Genomic DNA, 21,104 nt, shown 5'->3' on the forward strand with positions numbered 1-21,104 from the left:
CCCGCCCTCATCACTGCCCGCAATTCCTTTTATTGAGCTTGAGGAGTGATGATGTTCAACCCGGTTGATCACCCCCACCGTCGTTTCAACCCGCTGACCGGCCAATACGTGCTGGTCTCCCCTCACAGGGCCAAGCGCCCCTGGCAGGGCCAGGTCGAGAAGGTGAGCCAGGCGCCGAGCCAGGCCCATGACCCCGACTGCTTCCTCTGTGCCGGCAACAAGCGCGTCACCGGCGACCAGAACCCCGACTATCGGGACACCTTCGTCTTTACCAACGACTTCGCCGCCCTGATGCAGGACACCCCGGCCGCCAGTGGCCAGCAGGATCCCCTGCTCAAGCTGGAAGCCGCCCGTGGCACCAGCCGGGTCATCTGCTTCTCGCCAGATCACGGCAAGACCCTGCCCGAACTGCCCCTGCCTGCCATCGAGCAGGTGATCACCACCTGGATGGCGCAGGTGGCCGAGCTGTCGGCCCAGTGGGAGTGGGTGCAGGTGTTTGAAAACAAGGGCGCCGTCATGGGTTGCTCCAACCCTCATCCCCACGGTCAGCTGTGGGGCAGCGACTTCCTGCCCAATGAAATTGCCCGCGAAGAGCAGCACCAGCGCGACTGGCTGGCGGAGCACGGCCGCCCGCTGCTGGTCGACTACGTGGAGCGGGAGCTGCAGGATCGCTCTCGCATCGTGGTGGAGACCGCCCACTGGCTGGCGGTAGTCCCCTTCTGGGCGGCCTGGCCGTTCGAGACCCTGCTGCTGCCCAAGCGCCACGTTCCCTCCCTGCTCGACCTCACTCCCGAGCTGCAGCAGGATCTGGCCATCGCGCTCAAGGAACTCACCAGCCGCTACGACAACCTGTTCGAGTGCAGCTTCCCCTACTCCATGGGCTGGCACTTTGCCCCGCCCCACTCCGACTGCCCAGAAGCGTGGCAACTGCACGCCCACTTCTATCCGCCGCTGCTGCGCTCCGCCACGGTGCGCAAATTCATGGTGGGCTTCGAGATGCTGGCCGAGACCCAGCGTGACCTTACCCCGGAACAAGCCGCGGAACGGCTGCGGGCGCTTTCCCCCATTCATTACAACCAGACCAATCAGGCCAACGAGGAGGCCCTATGACCCCGAGCCAGCGCGTCAGCGCCGTGTTTGCCGAGCAGTTTGAGCAACAACCCGACCTGCTGGTGCGGGCCCCCGGCCGCGTCAACCTCATCGGCGAGCACACCGACTACAACGACGGCTTCGTGCTGCCTTGCGCCATCGACTACGAGACCTGCGTCGCCATCGGCCTGCGCGACGACAGCCTGGTGCACGTGATCGCCGCCGACTACGGCAACCAGCGCGACCTGTTCGATCTCGACCAGCCCATCGGCCACCATGCCGACCAGCGCTGGAGCGACTACATCCGCGGGGTGGTGAAATACCTGCAGGAGCGGGGCTATCCGCTGCGCGGCCTCAATCTGGTGGTCTCCGGCAACGTGCCGCAGGGGGCCGGCCTCTCCTCTTCCGCCTCGCTGGAGGTGGCCATCGGCCAGGCCTTCAAGGAGGCACTGGGGCTCGCCATCACGCAAGCCGAGATTGCCCTCAACGGCCAGCAGGCGGAGAACCAGTTCGTCGGCTGCAACTGCGGCATCATGGACCAGATGATCTCCGCCAGCGGCAAACAGGATCACGCCCTGCTGCTCGACTGCCGTTCGCTGGAGACCCGACTCATCCCCATGCCCACCGATCTGGCGGTGCTGATCGTCAACTCCAACGTGCGCCGCGGCCTGGTGGACAGCGAATACAACACCCGCCGCCAGCAGTGCGAAGCGGCGGCCCGTCACTACGGGGTCAAGGCGCTACGCGATCTGGATCTAGCGGCGCTGGAAGCGGGCAAGACCGGGCTGGATGAAGTCTGCTACCGCCGTGCCCGTCACGTGGTGGGCGACAACAGCCGCACCCTGGCCGCCGCCGATGCGCTGGCGCAAGGGGATCTGGTGCGCCTCGGCGAGCTGATGGCCGACTCCCACGCCGCCATGCGCGATGACTTCGAAATTACCGTGCCCGCCATCGACGGTCTGGTGGAGATCATCAAGGCCAGGATCGGCACCGAAGGCGGCGTGCGGATGACCGGCGGCGGCTTCGGTGGCTGCGTGGTCGCCCTGCTGCACCCCGACAAGGTGGCCGAGGTGATCGCCGCGGTCGATGCCGAGTACCCGGCCCGCTTCGGCCTCAAGGCCGACAGCTACGTCTGCCGCGCCAGCGCGGGGGCGGGAAGACTATGAGCCCATTGATGATGCAGGCCGACGGCGACGTCTGCCGGATCGGCAACACAGGTGCAGGCACACTATGAGCGACGCCATGATCCCGTTCGAGCTGGAAAACGAGGAGGGGCTGCGCCTGCGCGGCCTCGATTTCGGCGCCACCCTCACCTCCCTCACCCTGCCGGTGGCGGGCGGGCGCCGCGAAGTGCTGCTGGGCTGCGCCGATGAGGTCTACCCTGCTCAGCAGGTGTGGCTGGGGGCGGTGGCGGGCCGCTTTGCCAACCGCATCGGCAACGCCGAGCTGCTGCGCGACGGCCAGCGCTGGCCGCTGGATGCCAACCAGTCGCCCCACTGCCTGCACGGCGGACGGGCGGGGTTTCATCGCCAGCACTGGCAGATCAAGGAGCAGGAGGCGGACCGGGTCAGGCTGACCCTGCTCTCCCGAGCGGGGGATCAGGGCTTTCCCGGCAACCTGCGGGTCACGCTGGAGTACCGGCTGGAGCAGTGCGATCTGGTGGTGGATTTCGTCGCCAGCACGGATGCCGCCACCCCGGTCAGCCTCACCAGCCACACCTACTTCAATCTCGATGGACAAGCCGCCGGCGGCGATGTGCGCGGCCACCTCATCCGCCTCAATGCCGACCGTTTTCTGCCGACCGACCAAAGCGGGCTGCCACTCGCGCTCGCACCGGTGGAGGGGCCGTTCGATCTGCGCCACGAGCGCCTTATCGGACAAGACTGGCTGAGCCACCCCCAGCAGCAACAGGCCAAGGGGTATGATCACGCCTTCGTGCTCAACGGGCCGAGCGCCGAGTGGGCGGCGCGGGTGGTCTCGGGGGATCGCCAGCTGGCCATGGAGGTCTACACCAACCAGCCCTCGCTGCAGTTCTACACCGGCAACTGGCTGGCCAATACGCCGGCGCGAGGCGGCCAACTCCATCAGGATCACGCCGGCTTCTGTCTGGAGGCCCAGCAGCTGCCGGACAGCCCCAACCGGCCCGAGCTGGGGGATCCCTGGCTGTTGCCGGGGCAGACCTATCGTCACCAGACCCGTTATCGCTTTATCGCCGCCAGCTGACCCCGGCCCTCTCCGCCAGACCTGCGCTGACCACCCCAGGCGCGGCCGGGGCGGCGTCACCGTTTCGCGGCACGCTGGCTACACGCTGGCCCCGCGCGATCTTCTCCACGCCGATATGGCGGATGAAGAGGGCGCGGGGTCACCCGTCACATCCGCTCGCATACAAGTCCACGCAAGGAGTCGTTATGGATGATCACTACCTCGCCGCCCCCGACCGCTATCAGCGCCAGCCCTATCGACCCGCCGGTCGCCACGGCCTGCGCCTGCCCGGCATAGCTCTCGGCCTCTGGCACAACTTCGGCGCCGAGTGCGATCCCGCCACCGCGAAAGCCATGGTGCACCAGGCGTTTGATCTGGGTATCACCCACTTCGATCTGGCCAACAACTACGGGCCGCCGCCGGGGTCGGCCGAGATCACCTTCGGCAAGCTGCTCAAGGGGAGCCTGGCTCCCTATCGGGACGAGCTCATCATCGCCAGCAAGGCGGGATACATCATGTGGGATGGCCCCTACGGCGACGGCGGCAGCGCCAAATACCTGTTTGCCAGCCTGCACCAAAGCCTGCGCCGGCTCGGTCTCGACTACGTGGACATCTTTTATCACCACAGGCCGGATCCGCGCACCCCGCTGGAAGAGACCTGTCAGGCGCTGGCCCTGATGGTACGTCAGGGCAAGGCGCTCTACGTCGGCCTCTCCAACTACCCGGCCCCGCTCGCCGCGCAGGCCGCCGCCCGGCTGGCGGAGCTGGGCACCCCCTGTCTGGTCAATCAGCTCAAATACTCCCTGTTCCAGCGCGATATTGAAGCCGAAACCCTGCCGGTCTGCCGCGAGCACGGCATGGGGGTGGTCGCCTTCTCCCCGCTGGCCGGTGGGCTACTGAGCGATCGCTATCTGGCCGGCATTCCAGCGGGTTCTCGCGCCGCCAGTGCCAGCCCCTTCCTCAAGCCAGAACAGATCACCACCGGCAAGCTGGCCACCATCCGTGCCCTGCATGCGCTGGCGCAGCAGCGGGGCCAACCGCTGTCGCAACTGGCGCTGCAGTGGGTGCTGCGCGACTCTGTGGTGAGCTGCGCCCTGATCGGTGCCAGCAGCCCGCAGCAGATTGTCAGCGCGATGGAAGCCCAGGCCCAGCCTCCGCTGGATGCGGCGCTGCTGCAGAAAATCGAGGGGATCCTGGCCGGGCAGGGCCCCGCCTGATCGGAGCCGCTGAGCATCGAACGCCATGTAGGCCCGAATGAAAACCAACGACCTCGCCGTCGATCCCGCCGGCGGGGCCAGACGCCAACACAATATTCACTGGTTGCCCGCCCGATTTTCCTCCATCATTGGTCGCCCCGGCTCGGCTCGGGGCCGACTTCAACCGGACCAATAATCAAGAGATCTGAAACATGACAGAGTCTTACGCCCTGTTTGTCGCCTTCGTGCTGGGCATAGTGGAGGGCCTGACCGAGTTCCTCCCCGTCTCCTCCACCGGCCACATGATCATCGTCGGCCACCTGCTTGGCTTCGACGGCCCCAAGGCTGCCACCTTCGAAGTGGTGATCCAGATGGGCTCCATCCTGGCGGTGGTCGCCGTGTTCTGGCGCCGCCTGTTTGGCCTGATCGGCATACACTTCGGCCAGAAGCCGGCGCAGGGACACGCCACCCTCTCGCTGGTGCACATCATCCTCGGCATGCTGCCCGCCGTGATCATCGGCCTCGCCATCCACAGCTGGATCAAGGCCCATCTGTTCGGCCCGCAGACCGTGATGTACGCCCTGGTGGCCGGCGGTATCCTGCTGATCATCGCCGAGAAGTTTCGCCCGGCGGTACGCTCCGAAACCCTGGACGACATCAGCTACAAGCAGGCGCTCGGCATCGGCCTGTTCCAGTGTCTGGCGCTCTGGCCCGGTTTCTCCCGCTCAGGTGCCACCATCAGCGGCGGCATGCTGATGGGGATCAGCCGCCAGGCGGCGGCCGAGTTCTCCTTCATCCTGGCGGTGCCCATGATGGTGGCGGCCAGCGGGCTGGATCTCTACAAGAGCCGGGATCTGCTCTCCATGGCCGACTTCCCCATGTTCGCGGTGGGCTTCATCACCGCCTTCGTGGTGGCCATGATCGCCATCAAGACCTTCCTGGCGTTGATCCGTCGCCTCGACTTCATCCCGTTCGCCATCTACCGCTTCGTGGTGGCCTTCGCCGTCTATCTGGTGTTCATCGCCTGATCCGGCCGCGACACCATGCAAAAAGGGACCTCGAGGGTCCCTTTTTTATTGCCGCCATGGCTCAGTAGAGGCGATGGCTGATGCCGTTGAGCAGTCGCGACAGCCCCTTGGTGAACTGTACCGGCGCATCCTGCACCGTGTAGCAGAGGCAGCCGTCCGGGGTGTGCGGACTGTGGGCGTGGCTGGCATCGCGCCAGATAAAATCCCCGGCCTGATAGCGAGTGTCGCCATCTTCGATGGTGCCTGCCAGCAGCAAGGTCAGCTCATAACCCTTGTGGGTGTGCTCAGGGATACGGCCGCCCGCCTCTATGTGCAGCAGGCTGGCGCGGGCCCCCTGCTCGTCGAGCGGCAGGCTCACCTGCCGGATGGCGCCGATGTGGCGCCAGCTGGGAGCGTGATGTCGGGCCAGCACCCGCGGCAACCGGTACGACTGGCCCGCCACCTGCAGCTCGGGCTGGACCGCCGCCGACTGACTCAACGCGGCCGCACTGGCCACCGGCTGTTGCAGGATGCCGGCCAGCATGGCATCGAACGCCGCCGGCAGCGGCTCGCACTCTTCGGCCGGCGCCAGGTATTGCCGGGCCAGCTCCTCTTCGCAGGCCCGCAGCCGGGCCGCGCAATCGGGGCAGAGCTCGCAGTGAGCGGAAACGCCGACGGCCAGCGGCAGGGGCAGTTCGTCGGCGGCAAAGGCGCGCAACATGGCCTGAACGGGATGGGCTTTAATCATGGCCTTGCTCCACTTGTTCCTTCAATTTTTGTAATGCCAGTCTGAGGCGGGATTTGATGGTGCCGAGCGGCACGCCGAGCCGGTCTGCCAGCTCCTGCTGGGAGAGCTCCTGCAGGTAGATGCCACGCACCACCTGCTGCTGCGGTTCCGGCAGGGTGCCGACGTAATGGGCCATCTGGCGGGTCAGCACGGCGTCTTCGCCGCCACTCAGGTGCTCCTCTTCCGCCCTGAACTCCAGCATGGGCCACAGCTCTTCGGCACAGAGTTCTTCTTTGCTGGCGCGGCGCCGGCGCAGCATGTCAAAGCCCTGATTGCGCATCACGGTGTATATCCAGGTGGTGGCAGCCCCCTTGTCGGGGTGATAGAGCCGGGCCTTCTGCCACACCAGCAGCATGGTCTCCTGCACCAGTTCCATGGCGTTGGCCTCGCTGCCGAGGTGGCGCAGCCCGTAGCTGCGGATGCGCGGGGCAAAGTGCTGGAACAGGGTGGCGAAGGCGGCCTTGTCGCCATGCTCGGCCACCCGCACCAGCAGGGATTTCAGATCGCCGGCGGGGTCATCCATGGGGGGCGATATCCTGTGCGGAGTCGATTGTGATTGGCCAGTATATGCCATGGCGCCGTACCTTGAAGAGGGTGATGAGTACCAATACGTGCGCCGCGGCAAAAGGATCACCGGTGCCATATCAAAGAGTGCTCAGTGGCTGGCGACCAGCAACCCGCTCAGCAGGGAGAGCGCCGGCTGGTTGTCTTCCGCCGCCACCAGCCACTGCTTCTGCTCCACCGGGATCGGCAGCACCTCCAGCCAGCGCTGGGCCACCCAGCTGGCATCGCCCCAGTCGGGGTTGCGATAGAGGGCCGCGTATTCCGGGTAGTCTTCGAATACCTCCTGCAGCGCCCTGGCCAGCGAGTGCTGGTCGGCATTGAGCCGGCCGGTGCGCCAGGGTGGCAGCTGCTCCACCTCCCCGATCCGCAAGCCGTCTGCCTCCTGCCACAGATCGGTGATCCTGACCCGCTCCATGCCGAGCACTGTGATGCCGAGCAGACCGTCCGGCAGTTGATCGAAGTCGACGATCCGCACCCGGGTGGCGATGGGGTACATGTTGCGCAGCGCATCGGGCTGGCGGGGATCCAGCATGCAGAGGGCGAAGCCCTGATCTCCCGCCTGGGCGATCATGCGCTGGTATCTGGGCTCGAAGATGCGCAGCGGCATGATGCCGCCGGGCAGCAGATGGGCCGAGAGGGGAAACAGCGCCAGTTTCATCGACAGATTCCTCGGTAAAAGGTCCCTGTTGATACGACCGTGCCGACGGGGCAGATCATTCAGAACGAGTTGGAATAAAAAACCCCTTAACAATCAGGGGAAAATAGCCTGGACAAGCCGCTTCGATATGCAGTAGAAATGGATAAGCACCACAATTTCCATCCAATATTCTGGATTACGGTGCCAAATGCAGTGAAATATCCGCCCGTCCAACTCCGGCGGGCCGTCCCTATAGTTTTCTCGGGCCGATGCGGGTAAAATTCACGCCCTTATATATCAGTCATTTTTCGACGCGCAACCTTGGTGGTCAGTTATGAAAGAGCATATTCATCATCTACTTGAACAAACGGTAGCCAATCTCAAGTCCGCAGGCGTCCTGCCCGCCGACCTGGAAGCCCGGGTGCAAGTAGACCGATGCAAGGAGAAGGCTCACGGCGACCTGGCCACCAACCTGGCCATGCTGCTGGCCAAACCGGCCCGCAAGAACCCCCGCGAGCTGGCCGCTGCCATCATCGAGCACCTGCCTGCCTCCGATCTGATCGCCAAGGTCGAGATCGCCGGCCCCGGCTTCATCAACTTCTTCTTCGACCCGAGCTGGCTGGCCGGTCAGGTGGAAGCCATGGTGACCTCCGACAACGCCAACGTGAAGCTGCCGGCGCCGCAGACCGTGGTGGTGGACTACTCCGCCCCCAACGTGGCCAAGGAGATGGCGGTGCACCACATCCGCTCCACCGTGCTCGGTGACGTGGCCGCCCGCGCCCTCGAATTCCTGGGCCACAAGGTGGTGCGTGCCAACCACATCGGCGACTGGGGCACCCAGTTCGGCATGCTGATCGCCTATCTGGAGAAGATGGCCAACGAGCACGCCTCCGACATGGAGCTCAAGGACCTGGAAGCCTTCTACACCCAGGCCAAGCGTCACTACGACGAAGACGAAGCCTTCGCCGAGCGCGCCCGCAACTACGTGGTGAAACTGCAGGGTGGCGATGAGTACTGCCGCACCATGTGGAAGAAGCTGGTCGACATGACCATGGAGCAGAACCAGCGCAACTACGACCGTCTGAACATCTCCCTGTCCAACAAGGACATCATGGGCGAGTCCATGTACAACGACATGCTGCCGCAGATCGTTGCCGACCTGAAAGCCAAGGGGCTGGCAGTCGAGAGCGAAGGGGCCACCGTGGTGTTCCTGGACGAGTTCAAGAACAAGGATGGCGAGCCCATGGGCGTCATCATCCAGAAGAGCGACGGCGGTTTCCTCTACACCACCACCGACATCGCCTGCGCCAAATACCGTTACGAGAACCTGGGCGCCGACCGGGTCATGTACTTCATCGACTCCCGTCAGCACCAGCACCTGATGCAGGCCTGGACCATCACCCGCAAGGCGGGCTATGTGCCGGAGTCCGTTCCCCTCGAGCACCACGCCTTCGGCATGATGCTGGGCAAGGACGGCCGTCCCTACAAGACCCGCTCCGGCGGCACCGTCAAGCTGGTTGACCTGCTGAACGAAGCGGAAGAGCGCGCCAGCACCCTGCTGGAGAGCCGCAACAGCGACCTCTCTGCCGAAGAGAAGGCCCAGGTGGTGCACGCCATCGCCATGGGCGCGGTCAAGTATGCGGATCTCTCCAAGAACCGCACCACCGACTACATCTTCGACTGGGATCTGATGCTGTCGTTTGAAGGCAACACCGCCCCCTACCTGCAATACGCCTACACCCGCATCCAGTCCATCTTCCGCAAGGCCGGCGTCGATGCCGACACCCTGAGCGGCAAGGTGGTCCTGAGCGAAGATGCCGAAGAGACCCTGGCCCAGAAGCTGATCCAGTTCTCCGACGCGGTCAACGGCGTGGCGGACAAGGGGATGCCGCACCTGCTCTGTACCTATCTGTACGAGCTCTCCGGCAACTTCATGACCTTCTACGAAGCCTGCCCGATCAACAAGGACGGCGTGGACGAGGCGACCCGCCAGAGCCGTCTGCTGCTGTGCGCCGCCACCGCCAAGGTGCTCAAGCTGGGCCTGGGCGTGCTGGGCATCCACACCCTGGAACGCATGTAATAGATGGCGACCCGGGATTACGTCGGCAACAGCCCGAGACGACGGGCGGGTGGCCGTAACATCAAGAAAGCGGCCCCTCGCCGCTTTCCTGTTATCCCGGCACTGCTGGCCGGGGCCCTGGTCGTCGGTTTCGGCGCCTTCCTCTACCTCATCAACGGCAAGGGCGCCGATGCCCCCACCATCGAAGAGCAGGTGAAGGCCAACAAACCCAAGGCACAGGGCAATACCCTGCCCCAGGAGAAGTGGAGCTACATCGAGCGGCTGGAGAACAAGCAGGTGGACATCATAGAGCCGCCGCCCCAGCCGGGCGTGCTGCCGCCCCCGCCCGCCGAGACCATGACCCTGCAACCGGAGGCACTGCCCAAGCCGGTCGCGACCGACATCCCCCAGCCGGGAACCCCCATCGGTCAGGTGAAGCCCTATCAGCCGCAACCGGTGCAACCGGTGCAACCGGCCAAGCCGGCCACCGGCGCCCCGGTCGCCAGCGCCCGGGAGCAGGTGATCGACCAGAAGGCCGAGCGTGAGCGGATGGAGCGGGAGATCCGCGCCGAACTGGAGCGGGAGCGGGCCGAGGCCGCCAGGGCCAAGACGGCGACCCAGACTGCACAGACCGCAGCCGCCGACGGCGGTCGCTACATGATGCAGTGTGCCGCCCTGCGCTCCCAGGATTCCGCGGAATCCCTCAAGGCGCGCATCGCCTTCACCGCCGGGCTCTCCTCCAGTCTGCAGGTGGTGAACGGGGCCGGTGGCGCCGTCTACAAGGTGATGGTGGGCCCCTTCAACGGCAAGGCGGCGGCCGATGCGGCCAACCGCAAGCTGCAGGGCTCGGGCATCAGCGGCTGCATCCCCAAGAAGGGGTGATCGCCGCGTCCATGCACAGGGCCGGGTGGCAACACCCGGCCCTGTTTCTTTTGGCGCCATCCCGCGCCCACCCGATCCCTCCCCCGCGATCCGTGCTCGACACAGGCTTGAAAAGCCGTTTTGCCATCCCCATCTTTTCCTCCATGCACAGTCAGGCCGTCATTCGGCTCAAGCGAGGTAAGTAAAGTGACTACCATAGTTTCAGTTCGCCGCAACGGTCAGGTCGTCATCGGTGGCGATGGCCAGGTTTCTCTTGGCAACACCGTCATGAAGGGCAACGCCCGCAAGGTTCATCGCCTCTACAACGGCAAGGTACTGGCTGGTTTCGCCGGCGGCACCGCCGACGCCTTCACCCTGCTCGAGCGCTTCGAAGCCAAACTGCAGGCCCATCAGGGCAACCTGGAACGCGCCGCCGTGGCGCTGGCCAAGGACTGGCGCACCGATCGCGCCCTGCGCCGCCTCGAGGCGCTGCTGGCCGTCGCCGACGAGCACAAATCCTTCATCATCACCGGCAACGGTGACGTGGTGCAGCCGGAGCACGATCTCATCGCCATCGGCAGCGGCGGCAACTTTGCCCAGTCCGCCGCCATCGCCCTGCTGGAGAACACCGAGCTCGACGCCAAGAGCATCGTCGAGAAGTCCCTCAAGATTGCGGGCGACATCTGCGTCTTCACCAACGGCAACCACACCATCGAAGTACTGGACTACGCAGCCAAATAAGGCCGCCAGCCAAACCCCATTTTCCAAGGGGTGGGCCCTGCCCGCCCCGGATACAGGAACGCCACCATGTCCGAGATGACCCCGAGAGAAATCGTCCACGAGCTGGACAGACACATCATTGGTCAGGCCGACGCCAAGCGCGCGGTCGCCGTCGCCCTGCGCAACCGCTGGCGCCGGATGCAGCTCTCCGAGGAGATGCGCCATGAAGTGACCCCGAAGAACATCCTGATGATCGGCCCGACCGGTGTTGGCAAAACCGAGATCGCCCGTCGCCTGGCCAAACTGGCCAACGCCCCCTTCATCAAGGTGGAAGCGACCAAGTTCACCGAAGTGGGTTATGTCGGCAAGGAAGTGGACAGCATCATCCGCGATCTGACCGATGTCGCCATCAAGCTGGTGCGCGAGACCGAGATGGAGAAGATGAAATACCGCGCCGAGGAAGCCGCCGAAGAGCGCATCCTCGACGCCCTGCTGCCCAACCCGCGCAACAGCTGGGGTGAGGAAGAGAAAGCCGACAACTCCAACACCCGCCAGATCTTCCGCAAGAAACTGCGGGAAGGTCAGCTGGATGACAAGGAGATCGAGCTGGATCTGGCCGCCTCCCCCATGGGTGTCGAAATCATGACCCCGCCGGGCATGGAAGAGATGGCCAACCAGCTGCAGGGGCTGTTCCAGAACCTGGGCCAGAACCAGAAGAAGAAGCGCAAGATCAAGGTCAAGGAGGCCATGAAGGCGCTGATCGAAGAGGAAGCGGCCCGCCTGGTCAACCCGGAAGAGCTGAAGCAGAAGGCCATCGCCTCCGTCGAGAATAACGGCATCGTCTTCCTCGATGAGATCGACAAGATCTGCAAGCGCGGCGAGAGCTCGGGCCCGGACGTTTCCCGTGAAGGGGTTCAGCGCGACCTGCTGCCGCTGGTCGAGGGCTGCACCGTCAACACCAAGCACGGCATGGTCAAGACCGATCACATCCTGTTTGTCGCCTCCGGTGCCTTCCAGATCGCCAAGCCGTCCGACCTCATCCCCGAGCTGCAGGGCCGTCTGCCGATCCGGGTCGAGCTGACCGCCCTGACCACCGAAGACTTCGAGCGCATCCTGACCGAGCCGAACGCCTCCCTGACCGATCAGTACAAGGCGCTGATGGCCACCGAAGGGGTCAACATCGAGTTCACCCAGGATGGCATCCGCCGTCTGGCCGAAGCGGCCTGGCAGGTCAACGAGCGCACCGAGAACATCGGCGCCCGCCGTCTGCACACCGTGATGGAGCGCCTGATGGAAGACATCTCCTACGACGCCTCCGAGAAATCCGGCGAGACCTTCGTCATCAACACCGACTACGTCAACGCCCACCTCGGCAAGCTGATTGAAGACGAGGATCTGAGCCGCTTCATTCTGTAACAGGTTGATCGATAACGAGGAGCTGAGCGGTTTACTATCCTGCTCAATCCCATAGCAAGACGCCTCCCCTGTGGAGGCGTCTTCGTTTTCAGCGTTCTCCCGACTCGCAGCCGTCCCGGGCCACATCACCCTGCACGGCACGCTCCTCCCTTCCCGCCAACCAGAGCGCACTCATCAGCAGCAAGGCCGTCAGGGCGAAAGTGGCCCGGGTGGCAAACACCAGCTCGTCCGCCGTCGCGAGGGCGAGATCGGGCCGCCCTACCAGGGCGGCGAACAGGCCCCCCAGCCCCGCCGCCCCCGTCAGCTGGCCCAGGTTGCGCGACAGGGTCAGCAGTCCGGCCACGGCGCCCCGGCTCGCCCCCTCCGCCTCCCCCACCACGGCGCTGTTGTTGGCGGTCTGGAACAGGGCATAACCGGCGGTGAGCAGCAGGATGGGCAGCAGGTAGCCGAGGGGCCCGAGCGCCCTGTCCAGCAAGGCCAGCAAGACGGCGGCCACCACCATGAGCCCCAGGCCGAGGCGCACCACAGGGGTCGCCCCCACCCTGTCCACCAGCCAGCCGGCGGGCATGCCGGACAGCGCCGCCAGCAGCGGGCCCATGGAGATCATCAGCCCCACCGTCCCCATGTCGAGGGCAAAGGCGCCGTGCAGGTAGAAAGGACCGATCAGCAGAGTCGCCACCATGACGCTGGCCACCAGCGCACTGGCGATGATCCCGCCTCTTTGCCTGGACGCCCCCAGCAACGCCAGGGGCAGCAGGGGGCGACGGGCGCCCGAGTCGGCACGTACGAAGAGCGCCATGGCGACGAGCGCCCCTATCCCCGGCCAGGCTCCGAGCGGGCTGCCCCGGGTCAGTGCCAGCCCGTAGCAGAGCAGCGCCGTCACCAGCAGCAACAGACTGGTGAGCGGGAGGCTTCCCTCGGCAGAGTCCGCCTCATCCCGGGGCAGATCCCGCCAGGCACACCCCAGCGCCAGCAACGCCAGGGGGAGCAGCAGCAGGAAGGGTGCCTGCCAGCCAAATCCGCCGATCAACAGGCCGCCGAAGGAGGGGCCGAGCGCCGTGCCGCAGGCCGACAGGGTGCCGAGCAATCCCATGCTCCAGCCCCGTCGGGCTGGCGGCACCAGCTCTCCTGCCATGGCCAGCGAGAGCACCAGCATGCAGGCCGCACCCGCCCCTTGCAGGGTGCGAGCGGCAATGAGCCAGCCGATGGAAGAGGCCAGGGCGCACAGCAGGGAAGCCAGCGCAAAGACCCCGGTCCCCCAGAGCAGCAGGCGACGCCGCCCCAGACGATCCCCGAGCCGGCCCGCCACCACCGTCAGACTGGTGATCCCAAGCAGGTAGGCCACCAGCACCCATTGCAGGCTGGCGAAGGGCACGCCGAAGTCCTGCCCCAGGGCAGGCAGCACCAGGTTGGCCATGCTGCCCGCCAGCATAGGTAGCAGGGTGGCGAGCCCGAGCCCCGCGAGACCAAGACGGCGCGTCACGGGAGGGGAAACAAGAAGTGGTGTGGACATGGCAGTCTCTCCGGCAAGTGATGATGCACCCAGGCTAGCGGGGGTAGTGACAAGGCGGAAGACGCACGATTTGCAGCTTATAGTTGCACCAGACGCCATATGAAGAGATGGCAACTCGCGTATCATGAAGGGGTCGGCCCGTCAGGCGCCGCCTGCGAGGAGACGACCATGACCCCGGATTTCAACCTGCTGATCACCCTGGATGCCCTGCTGGAAGAGGGCAGTGTGGCGGGCGCCGCCAGACGGCTAGGCCTGAGTGCTTCCGCCATGAGCCGGGCCCTGGCAAGGCTGCGGGAGACCACGGGGGATCCGCTGCTCGTGCGGGCGGGACGCGGCCTGATCCCCACACCTCGGGCGCAGATCCTGCGGGATGAGGTCGCCCGCCTGGTTCAGGAGACCCGGGCCGTGCTGCGCCCCCAGCAGGAAGTAGACCCGGCGAGCCTGGAGCGCACCTTCCGCCTGCGATCCAGCGACGGCTTCGTGGAGGCGGTAGGCCCCGCCCTGCTGGCGCGCCTCGCCGTCGAGGCCCCCGGGGTGCGGCTGCACTTTCTGGCCAAACCCGACAAGGAGAGCGGCCCCCTGCGCCGTGGCGAGCTGGACTTCGAGACCGGGGTGATCGGCGCCACCACGGCCCCCGAGCTGCGCACCCAGGCCCTGTTCCAGGACCACTTCGTCGCCGTGGTGCACCCGGACCACCCCCTTTGCGACGGCACCCTGACCGTGGCGCGCTATGCCGCCGCCCGCCACGTGCTGGTCTCCCGCCGGGGCCAGCCACACAGCCTCATCGACGAGATCCTCGCAGGCCAGGGGAAGCGGCGCACCATCACCACCCTGGTTCCCGGGTTTGCGACGGCGCTGGCCCTGGTCAGGGAGAGCAATCTGGTGGCGACGGTGCCGCGCCTGCACTGCGCCAGCCTGCTCGGCGATCTGGTCACCCTGCCCCTGCCCTTCGCTCTGCCAGGGATCCGGGTCGCCCTGCTCTGGCACCCCAGTCAGGATGCCGATCCGGGCCACCGCTGGCTGCGCGCCCTGATACGGGACACCTGTGCCCGGCCCCCCTACCACACCGGGGCCACCGACACCCCCTGATCCGGGTCAGGCAGCGCCCGGCTCCATCACAGGCCCCTTGTGGCCCGGGCGCCCGCACCCGGGACCAGAAGCGCCTTTCACCACCCCATCACACCGACATGCCCGTGGCTTGGGCACAATCGGTGGATCCTTCCCCCTGCCGGACGGGGATCACGGCCCCTCAGAGCGGGGCGGATCACATTGCGGGCAAAAAGATCCTGTCGCCCGCTTCCGCATTTTTTATACGGTCGTATAATTGCGTACAAAATGCATACACCAGGAGCGCCAGCCAGATGCACCCCCCCCGTCAGAAACTGCTCGATACCGGCCTCGCCATCGCCACCGAGAAGGGGCTGCGCGGCCTCACGGTGCGCGAGCTGGCGGCGGCGGCCGAGGTGAACCTCGGCTCCTTCGTCTACCACTTCGGCAACCGCGACGCCTTTATCGACGAGCTGGTGGAGCTCTGGTACGCCCCCCTCTATGACGAGCTCAAGGCCGTGGCAGCCAAAGGCTCCTACCCCTCCGCCATCGCCATGTTCGAGGCGACCATGGAGGCGCTGATCGGGCTGGTGGCCCGCCAGCGCGGCTTCATCAACCACCTGTTTGGCGATGCGCTGGCGGGGGAAGGGGCGGCCCAGCGCTTTCTGCTCAGCCTGCCGCGCCGCCATCCCCTGCTGCTGATCGAACAGGTACGGATGGCACAGGCGGAAGGGTCGCTGGTCGCCGGTCACCCGCTCCAGCTGATGATCTTCATCATGGGGTCGGTCGGCCTGCCGCTGGTGATCGCCGGCAGTGGTCGCCAGCTCGGCTGGCTGCCCGAAAAGGCCGCCCCCTTTCTCAGCCAGATAGACAACCCCGAGGCCGCCAGACAACGGCTAGTATGGGCCCTGCACGGCCTGCTCCCCACCGACATCAAGGAAGGAGAAACGGCATGAAACAACCCATCGCCATCATCCCTATGGCAGCTCTGCTGCTGGCCGTTTTCGGTGGTGACCTCTGGTTGCAGAGCCATCCTCAAGGAGAAGCAGCATGAAACAACGCATTGCAATCGTGGCCCTGCTGCTAACCGTTATCGGTGGCTACCTCTGGTGGCAGGGGCGCCCGGCCGACGGCTCCATCCTCTACGGCAATGTCGACATTCGCGACGTCAATCTGGCCTTTCGGGTCGGCGGCCGCGTCGATCAGGTGCTGGTCGATGAGGGGGATAGCGTGAAAGCGGGTCAACTGCTGGCCCGCCTCGATCCGGTTCCCCTCACCCACAGCCGCGACAGCGCCCGCGCCAATCTGGCTGCGCTCACTGCCGCTAACGCCTTGATCCACAAAGGCTATCGCAGCGAAGAGACCGACCGCGCCCGGGCCGCACTGGCCGCCGCCGAAGCCGCTGCACTGGAGGCCAACCAGCAGTGGCGCCGCCAGAGCGCATTGGCCGCCACCGGCGCCATCTCCCGCGGTCAGCTCGATACTGCCCGCTCCCAGCGGGATCAGACCCAGGCGCAGGTGCGCTCGGCCCGCGAACAGCTCGCCCAGCTCGAAACCGGCTACCGCCCGGAGGAAATCGCCCAGTCCGATGCCCAGCTGGAAGGGGCCAAAGCGGCGCTCGCCAGTGCCGAACTGGCGCTGGCGGATGCCAATCTGACCGCCCCCAGCGATGGTATCATCATCAGCCGCGCCGTCGAGAATGGCAGCATGGTGCAGAGTGGAGCGACCGCCTTCAACCTCTCCCTAACCGCGCCGGTCTGGGTGCGCGCCTATGTGGAGGAGCCCTGGCTCGGCCACTTCCCGAGCGGCGCCAAGGTGACCCTCACCACCGACTCGCGGCCGGATCAGCCCTATCACGGAGTAGTGGGATTTGTCTCGCCCACCGCCGAGTTCACCCCGAAATCGGTGGAAACGCCGGACCTGCGCACCCACCTCGTCTACCGGCTGCGCATCGTGGTGCAGGATCCCGACCCGGCCCTGCGCCAGGGGATGCCGGTCACCGTCAGGCTGGCCCCATGAGCTGCGCCATCTCCCTCGAGGGGCTCACCAAACGCTTTGGCGAGCGGGTCGCCCTCAACGCCATCTCTGCCACCATTCCGGCTGGCGGCATCACCGGGCTGGTCGGCCCCGACGGCGCCGGCAAGAGCACTTTGCTACGCCTGCTGGCCGGTCTGCTGATCCCCGAAGCGGGCACCATCCGGGTGCTGGGGCTGGATCCGGTGAGCGAGGGGGATCTGCTGCGTCAGCGCCTCGGCTACATGCCCCAGCAGTTCGGCCTCTACGAAGATCTCAGCGTGCTGGAGAACCTCACCCTCTACGCTGACTTGCGCGGCGTACTGGAGCCCGAACGCACGCCCACCTTCGCGCGGCTGCTCGCCTTCACCGATCTTGCCCGCTTCACCGCGCGGCCAGCCGGCAAGCTCTCTGGCGGGATGAAGCAGAAACTCGGGCTGGCCTGCGCCCTGCTCGGCACCCCGGATGTGCTGCTGCTCGACGAACCGGGGGTCGGGGTCGATCCCATCTCCCGCCGCGCCCTCTGGCAGATGGTGCGCGAACTGGCCAAGGGGGGAATGACGGTGCTCTGGAGCACCGCCTATCTCGATGAGGCGGAGCTGTGCGACCACGTGCTGCTGATGGCGGATGGCGAGGTGCGCACCAGCGGCACGCCAGCCGATCTGATGGGGGCCATGGCCAGCCGCTGCTGGCTGCTGGAGGCGGGGCAACTGGATGGCCGCGAGCGACGCGCCCTGCTGCGCCGGGCACTGGCTCACCCGGCGGTGATGGATGGCGCGGTAGCGGGGGAGCGGGTGCGCCTGCTGCTGCACCCGGGCATGACGCCACCGCCGCTCTCGGAGCTGCATCTCGCCAACGGCGCTTTTCAACCGGCCCAGCCCCGGCTGGAGGATGCCTTTATCGACCTGCTCGGCGGCGGCCCCGGCGGTGAGTCGAGTCTGGCAGCCGGGATGCGGGAAGCCGAACTGCCGCAGGGGGTCTCCCCCGAGGCGGTGATCGAGGCGCGCCACCTCACCAAGCGCTTCGGCGATTTTGCCGCCACCGATGACGTCAGCTTTGCGGTGCGCCGCGGCGAGATCTTCGGCCTGCTCGGCCCCAACGGGGCGGGCAAGTCCACCACCTTCAAGATGGAGTGCGGCCTGCTGCGCCCGAGCGAGGGACAGGCGCTGGTGACCGGCATCGATCTGGCCCACAGCCCCTCGGCGGCGCGCCAGCGCCTCGGCTACATGGCACAGAAGTTCTCCCTCTACAAGCAGCTCACCGTGGCGCAGAACCTCTCCTTCTTCGCCGGTATCTACGGCCTGTTCGGCCGCCACCAGCAGACGCGGATCGACGCCATGGTGACTGCCTTTGCCCTCGCCCCCTGGCTCGATCAGAAGGCGGAATCCCTGCCCCTCGGCCTGCGCCAGCGCTTATCGCTCGCCTGCGCCCTGCTGCACGAGCCGCCGCTGCTGTTCCTCGACGAGCCCACCTCCGGGGTCGATCCGGTGACCCGGCGCGAGTTCTGGTCGCACATCAACGCGCTGGCCGACCACGGCGTCACCGTGCTGGTCACCACCCACTTTATGGATGAGGCGGAGTATTGCGACCGCATCGCCCTCATCTATCGCGGCAAGCTGCTGGCCCTCGGCACTCCAGACGATCTCAAGGGGCTGGCCGCCAAAGAGGCGGCGACCTCTTTGCCAACCGGCTCCTTGCCGACCTGTTCTTTGCCAACAATGGAAGAGGCCTTTATCACCCTGGTCGAGCGGGCCAGCGAGGAGGACGCATGAGCATCAACCGTCGGCGACTGCTGGCCCTGTGTCGCAAGGAGACGCTGCAAATCGTCCGTGACCCGAGCAGCATCCTCATCGCCTTCATCATGCCGGTGGTGCTGCTGGTGGTGATGGGTTACGCCATCAATCTGGATGTGGACCATCTGCGCCTCGGCATCTGGCGCACCGACAGCGGCGCCCCGGCGGTGCGGCTGGAGCAGGCCCTGCGCGGCTCTACCGCGCTGGAGATCCACAGCGGCCCGAGCAAGGAGTCCCTGCTCGCCACTCTGGCCCGTGGCGAGATCCGCGGCCTGCTGGTAATCGACGACGGCTTCTCCCGCGCGCTGGCCGGTCAGGGTAATGGCACGCCACAGGCGCTGCTGCTGACCGACGGCTCCGAGCCCAACACCGCCAACTTCGTCACCAACTATGTGCAGGGGATCTGGCAGGGGTGGCTCGCGGGCGAAGGGGTCGCCATGCCCGTGTCGATAGAGAGCCGCGCCTGGTTCAACCCGGCGCTGGTGAGCCGCAACTTTCTGGTGCCGGGCTCCATTGCGGTGGTAATGACCATCATTGGGGCCCTGCTCACCTCGCTGGTGGTGGCGCGGGAGTGGGAGCGCGGCACCATGGAGGCGCTGCTCGCCACCCCGGTCACCAAGGGGGAGCTGCTGCTCTCCAAGCTGCTGCCCTACTATGGCCTTGGCATCATCGCCATGCTGCTCTGCCTGCTCTTCTCCGTGGCGGTGATGGCGGTGCCGTGGCGCGGCTCCCTGCTGCTGCTCTTTCTGGTCACCAGCGTCTTTCTCGGCAGCGCCCTCGGGCTCGGGCTGTTCCTCTCTACCGTGATGCGCAGCCAGTTCAATGCCGCGCAGGCGGCGCTGATCGCCGCCTTTTTGCCCGCCGTGATGCTGTCGGGCTTCGTGTTCGAGATCGCCAGCATGCCGCCTTGGCTTCGGGCCATCACCCACCTCATTCCGGCCCGCTACTTCGCGAGCTCCCTGCAGACCCTCTATCAGGCGGGCAGCGTCTTCTCGATCCTGCTGGTCAACGGTTTCTGTCTGCTGCTGCTGGCGGGTTTCTGGCTAGCCCTGACCGCCCGCAAGACGCGGCGCACCCTGGAGTAACCCATGCTGATCCGACTCTGGTGGCTGATCCGAAAAGAGCTGCAGGCCCTGATGGGCAATACTCAGGGGCGCTTTCTGCTCATCATGCCGGTGCTGCTGCAAACCGCCCTCTTCCCGTTCGCCACCACTCTGGAGGTGACCGGCAACACGCTGGCCATCTACAACCAGGATGGCGGTGCCCAGAGCCGCGAGCTGCTGGAGCGCCTCACCCATATGCCCGCCTTCACCACCATCATCCCGGTGCAAGGCGAGGCGGGCATGACCGCGGCCATCACCGGGCAACAGGCACTGCTCGGGCTGATTATTCCGGGGGATTTTTCGCGCCGATTGGCGCGGGGCGAACCGGCCAAGGTGCAGCTGATTATCGATGGCCGCCGCTCCAACGGTGGTCAGGTGGCGGCGGGCTACATCAGTCAGGTGATCGCCCGCTGGCAAAGTGAGGGCAAGGGGCAACCCGAGCTGGCGGTACGCAACCTCTACAACCCCAACGTCGAGTTCCACTGGCATATCCTGCCGGCACTGGTAGCTATCATCACCACCACCGGCTGTCTGATTGTCACCGCCCTCTCGGTGGCGCGGGAGCGGGAGGAGGGCACCTTTGATCAGCTGCTGGTCTCGCCCCTCACCGCAGGCTGGATCATGGCGGGCAAGGCGGTGCCCGGCATCATGGTGGCGGTGGGACAAGGGTGCATAGTCGCGCTGGCCGCCCGTTTTGTCTTTCACCTCCCCTTTGCCGGCAGCCTCAGCCTGCTGATGGCGGGCATGGTCTGCTACGGGCTGGCACTGGCCGGGATCGGGCTCTTCATCTCCTCATTCTGCTCGACCCAGCAGCAGGCCTTTCTCGGGGTCTTCTCCTTCACCGTACCGGCGGTGATCCTCTCGGGCTACATCTCGCCGGTGGAGAACATGCCGCAGGTGTTCCAGTGGCTGGCGGCCATCGACCCCCTCACCCACTTCATCGTGCTGCTCAAGGGGGTCTTCCTCAAGGGGTTCGACTGGTCGGCCGCCTGGCCCCTGCTCTGGCCGCTGCTCACCATCGCCGGCGTCACCCTGTCGCTGGCGCTCGCCATGTTCCGCCGCCATATCGCCTGACGTGCCGCTTTGATCAGCTGATG

At 66.0% G+C, this 21,104-nt stretch carries 19 protein-coding genes; 15 read left to right on the top strand and 4 right to left on the bottom strand.

Features of this window, described 5'->3' with window-relative positions:
- The first annotated feature begins 51 nt into the window (after positions 1–51).
- The 5 genes from PG900_RS17005 to bacA all read left to right on the top strand — a co-directional run bounded on the left by PG900_RS17005 (position 52) and on the right by bacA (position 5,515).
- A complete protein-coding gene (locus PG900_RS17005) occupies positions 52–1,110 on the top strand; it encodes a UDP-glucose--hexose-1-phosphate uridylyltransferase (RefSeq protein ID WP_270831885.1) in 1,059 nt (352 codons plus the stop codon).
- Complete coding sequence (galK, locus tag PG900_RS17010; RefSeq protein WP_270831887.1) at positions 1,107–2,255, top strand: galactokinase; 1,149 nt, start codon at positions 1,107–1,109, stop codon at positions 2,253–2,255. The genes PG900_RS17005 and galK overlap by 4 nt, the downstream gene beginning before the upstream one ends.
- Positions 2,256–2,319: 64 nt before the next feature.
- A complete protein-coding gene (gene galM, locus PG900_RS17015) occupies positions 2,320–3,312 on the top strand; it encodes a galactose-1-epimerase (RefSeq protein WP_270831889.1) in 993 nt (330 codons plus the stop codon).
- A gap of 185 nt (positions 3,313–3,497) precedes the next feature.
- Positions 3,498–4,508 carry an aldo/keto reductase gene (locus PG900_RS17020; protein WP_270831890.1) on the top strand — a complete coding sequence of 337 codons (1,011 nt, stop codon included), beginning with the start codon at positions 3,498–3,500 and terminating at the stop codon, positions 4,506–4,508.
- A 191-nt stretch (positions 4,509–4,699) separates the two neighbouring features.
- Positions 4,700–5,515 carry an undecaprenyl-diphosphate phosphatase gene (gene bacA, locus PG900_RS17025; RefSeq protein ID WP_270831892.1) on the top strand — a complete coding sequence of 272 codons (816 nt, stop codon included), beginning with the start codon at positions 4,700–4,702 and terminating at the stop codon, positions 5,513–5,515.
- Between the two features lie 61 nt (positions 5,516–5,576).
- Here bacA and PG900_RS17030 read toward each other — a convergent pair whose 3' ends face one another.
- The 3 genes from PG900_RS17030 to PG900_RS17040 form a co-directional block, all read right to left on the bottom strand.
- Positions 5,577–6,242 (bottom strand): ChrR family anti-sigma-E factor, encoded by a 666-nt coding sequence (locus tag PG900_RS17030; RefSeq protein ID WP_085734485.1) that lies wholly within the window; start codon positions 6,240–6,242, stop codon positions 5,577–5,579.
- Positions 6,235–6,804, bottom strand: coding sequence for a sigma-70 family RNA polymerase sigma factor (locus PG900_RS17035; protein WP_016352315.1), 570 nt, complete (start codon positions 6,802–6,804; stop codon positions 6,235–6,237). The genes PG900_RS17030 and PG900_RS17035 overlap by 8 nt, the downstream gene beginning before the upstream one ends.
- A 132-nt stretch (positions 6,805–6,936) precedes the next feature.
- Complete coding sequence (locus PG900_RS17040; protein ID WP_049045479.1) at positions 6,937–7,503, bottom strand: LON peptidase substrate-binding domain-containing protein; 567 nt, start codon at positions 7,501–7,503, stop codon at positions 6,937–6,939.
- A 313-nt stretch (positions 7,504–7,816) separates the two neighbouring features.
- On the opposite strand from PG900_RS17040, the gene argS reads away from it, so the two are divergent.
- From argS to hslU, 4 genes are all read left to right on the top strand, one after another.
- Positions 7,817–9,562: an arginine--tRNA ligase gene (gene argS, locus PG900_RS17045; protein WP_202041065.1), complete on the top strand. Its 1,746-nt coding sequence runs from the start codon at positions 7,817–7,819 to the stop codon at positions 9,560–9,562.
- 3 nt (positions 9,563–9,565) lie between these two features.
- Positions 9,566–10,423, top strand: coding sequence for an SPOR domain-containing protein (locus tag PG900_RS17050; RefSeq protein ID WP_202041064.1), 858 nt, complete (start codon positions 9,566–9,568; stop codon positions 10,421–10,423).
- A gap of 186 nt (positions 10,424–10,609) precedes the next feature.
- The gene (gene hslV, locus PG900_RS17055) at positions 10,610–11,143 is read left to right on the top strand and encodes an ATP-dependent protease subunit HslV (protein ID WP_041214255.1); all 534 of its coding nucleotides are present in this window, start codon (positions 10,610–10,612) and stop codon (positions 11,141–11,143) included.
- A 66-nt stretch (positions 11,144–11,209) separates the two neighbouring features.
- The gene (hslU, locus tag PG900_RS17060) at positions 11,210–12,538 is read left to right on the top strand and encodes an HslU--HslV peptidase ATPase subunit (protein WP_010676031.1); all 1,329 of its coding nucleotides are present in this window, start codon (positions 11,210–11,212) and stop codon (positions 12,536–12,538) included.
- 88 nt (positions 12,539–12,626) lie between these two features.
- Here hslU and PG900_RS17065 read toward each other — a convergent pair whose 3' ends face one another.
- Entirely contained in the window at positions 12,627–14,051 is a 1,425-nt protein-coding gene (locus tag PG900_RS17065; RefSeq protein WP_202041063.1) for an MFS transporter, read from the bottom strand.
- Positions 14,052–14,219: 168 nt separating this feature from the next.
- Here PG900_RS17065 and PG900_RS17070 point away from each other — a divergent pair, with 168 nt between their 5' ends.
- The 6 genes from PG900_RS17070 (at position 14,220) to PG900_RS17095 (ending at position 21,081) form a co-directional block, all read left to right on the top strand.
- Positions 14,220–15,140 (top strand): LysR family transcriptional regulator, encoded by a 921-nt coding sequence (locus PG900_RS17070; protein ID WP_114522921.1) that lies wholly within the window; start codon positions 14,220–14,222, stop codon positions 15,138–15,140.
- Positions 15,141–15,412: 272 nt separating this feature from the next.
- Positions 15,413–16,054 (top strand): TetR/AcrR family transcriptional regulator, encoded by a 642-nt coding sequence (locus PG900_RS17075; RefSeq protein WP_270831895.1) that lies wholly within the window; start codon positions 15,413–15,415, stop codon positions 16,052–16,054.
- Between the two features lie 94 nt (positions 16,055–16,148).
- Positions 16,149–17,117 carry a secretion protein HlyD gene (gene hlyD, locus PG900_RS17080; RefSeq protein ID WP_128297369.1) on the top strand — a complete coding sequence of 323 codons (969 nt, stop codon included), beginning with the start codon at positions 16,149–16,151 and terminating at the stop codon, positions 17,115–17,117.
- Entirely contained in the window at positions 17,114–18,883 is a 1,770-nt protein-coding gene (locus PG900_RS17085; protein WP_223933308.1) for an ATP-binding cassette domain-containing protein, read from the top strand. The genes hlyD and PG900_RS17085 overlap by 4 nt, the downstream gene beginning before the upstream one ends.
- Positions 18,880–19,989: an ABC transporter permease gene (locus PG900_RS17090; RefSeq protein WP_103243899.1), complete on the top strand. Its 1,110-nt coding sequence runs from the start codon at positions 18,880–18,882 to the stop codon at positions 19,987–19,989. The genes PG900_RS17085 and PG900_RS17090 overlap by 4 nt, the downstream gene beginning before the upstream one ends.
- A gap of 3 nt (positions 19,990–19,992) precedes the next feature.
- Positions 19,993–21,081, top strand: coding sequence for an ABC transporter permease (locus tag PG900_RS17095; RefSeq protein WP_223933306.1), 1,089 nt, complete (start codon positions 19,993–19,995; stop codon positions 21,079–21,081).
- The last annotated feature ends 23 nt before the right edge of the window (positions 21,082–21,104 follow it).

This window comes from Aeromonas sp. QDB03 (assembly GCF_027707985.1).
Taxonomy (GTDB): domain Bacteria; phylum Pseudomonadota; class Gammaproteobacteria; order Enterobacterales; family Aeromonadaceae; genus Aeromonas; species Aeromonas hydrophila.

Excerpts from the sequence above, each read along its gene's own strand:
- PG900_RS17085 (WP_223933308.1), top strand. The coding sequence starts at position 17,114 with ATGAGCTGCGCCATCTCCCTCGAGGGGCTCACCAAACGCTTTGGCGAG.
- PG900_RS17090 (WP_103243899.1), top strand. The coding sequence starts at position 18,880 with ATGAGCATCAACCGTCGGCGACTGCTGGCCCTGTGTCGCAAGGAGACG.
- PG900_RS17040 (WP_049045479.1), bottom strand. The coding sequence starts at position 7,503 with ATGAAACTGGCGCTGTTTCCCCTCTCGGCCCATCTGCTGCCCGGCGGC.
- PG900_RS17030 (WP_085734485.1), bottom strand. The coding sequence starts at position 6,242 with ATGATTAAAGCCCATCCCGTTCAGGCCATGTTGCGCGCCTTTGCCGCC.
- bacA (WP_270831892.1), top strand. The coding sequence starts at position 4,700 with ATGACAGAGTCTTACGCCCTGTTTGTCGCCTTCGTGCTGGGCATAGTG.
- galK (WP_270831887.1), top strand. The coding sequence starts at position 1,107 with ATGACCCCGAGCCAGCGCGTCAGCGCCGTGTTTGCCGAGCAGTTTGAG.
- PG900_RS17070 (WP_114522921.1), top strand. The coding sequence starts at position 14,220 with ATGACCCCGGATTTCAACCTGCTGATCACCCTGGATGCCCTGCTGGAA.
- hslU (WP_010676031.1), top strand. The coding sequence starts at position 11,210 with ATGTCCGAGATGACCCCGAGAGAAATCGTCCACGAGCTGGACAGACAC.
- PG900_RS17065 (WP_202041063.1), bottom strand. The coding sequence starts at position 14,051 with ATGTCCACACCACTTCTTGTTTCCCCTCCCGTGACGCGCCGTCTTGGT.
- hlyD (WP_128297369.1), top strand. The coding sequence starts at position 16,149 with ATGAAACAACGCATTGCAATCGTGGCCCTGCTGCTAACCGTTATCGGT.
- PG900_RS17095 (WP_223933306.1), top strand. The coding sequence starts at position 19,993 with ATGCTGATCCGACTCTGGTGGCTGATCCGAAAAGAGCTGCAGGCCCTG.
- PG900_RS17075 (WP_270831895.1), top strand. The coding sequence starts at position 15,413 with ATGCACCCCCCCCGTCAGAAACTGCTCGATACCGGCCTCGCCATCGCC.
- PG900_RS17035 (WP_016352315.1), bottom strand. The coding sequence starts at position 6,804 with ATGGATGACCCCGCCGGCGATCTGAAATCCCTGCTGGTGCGGGTGGCC.
- argS (WP_202041065.1), top strand. The coding sequence starts at position 7,817 with ATGAAAGAGCATATTCATCATCTACTTGAACAAACGGTAGCCAATCTC.
- PG900_RS17050 (WP_202041064.1), top strand. The coding sequence starts at position 9,566 with ATGGCGACCCGGGATTACGTCGGCAACAGCCCGAGACGACGGGCGGGT.
- PG900_RS17020 (WP_270831890.1), top strand. The coding sequence starts at position 3,498 with ATGGATGATCACTACCTCGCCGCCCCCGACCGCTATCAGCGCCAGCCC.
- galM (WP_270831889.1), top strand. The coding sequence starts at position 2,320 with ATGAGCGACGCCATGATCCCGTTCGAGCTGGAAAACGAGGAGGGGCTG.
- PG900_RS17005 (WP_270831885.1), top strand. The coding sequence starts at position 52 with ATGTTCAACCCGGTTGATCACCCCCACCGTCGTTTCAACCCGCTGACC.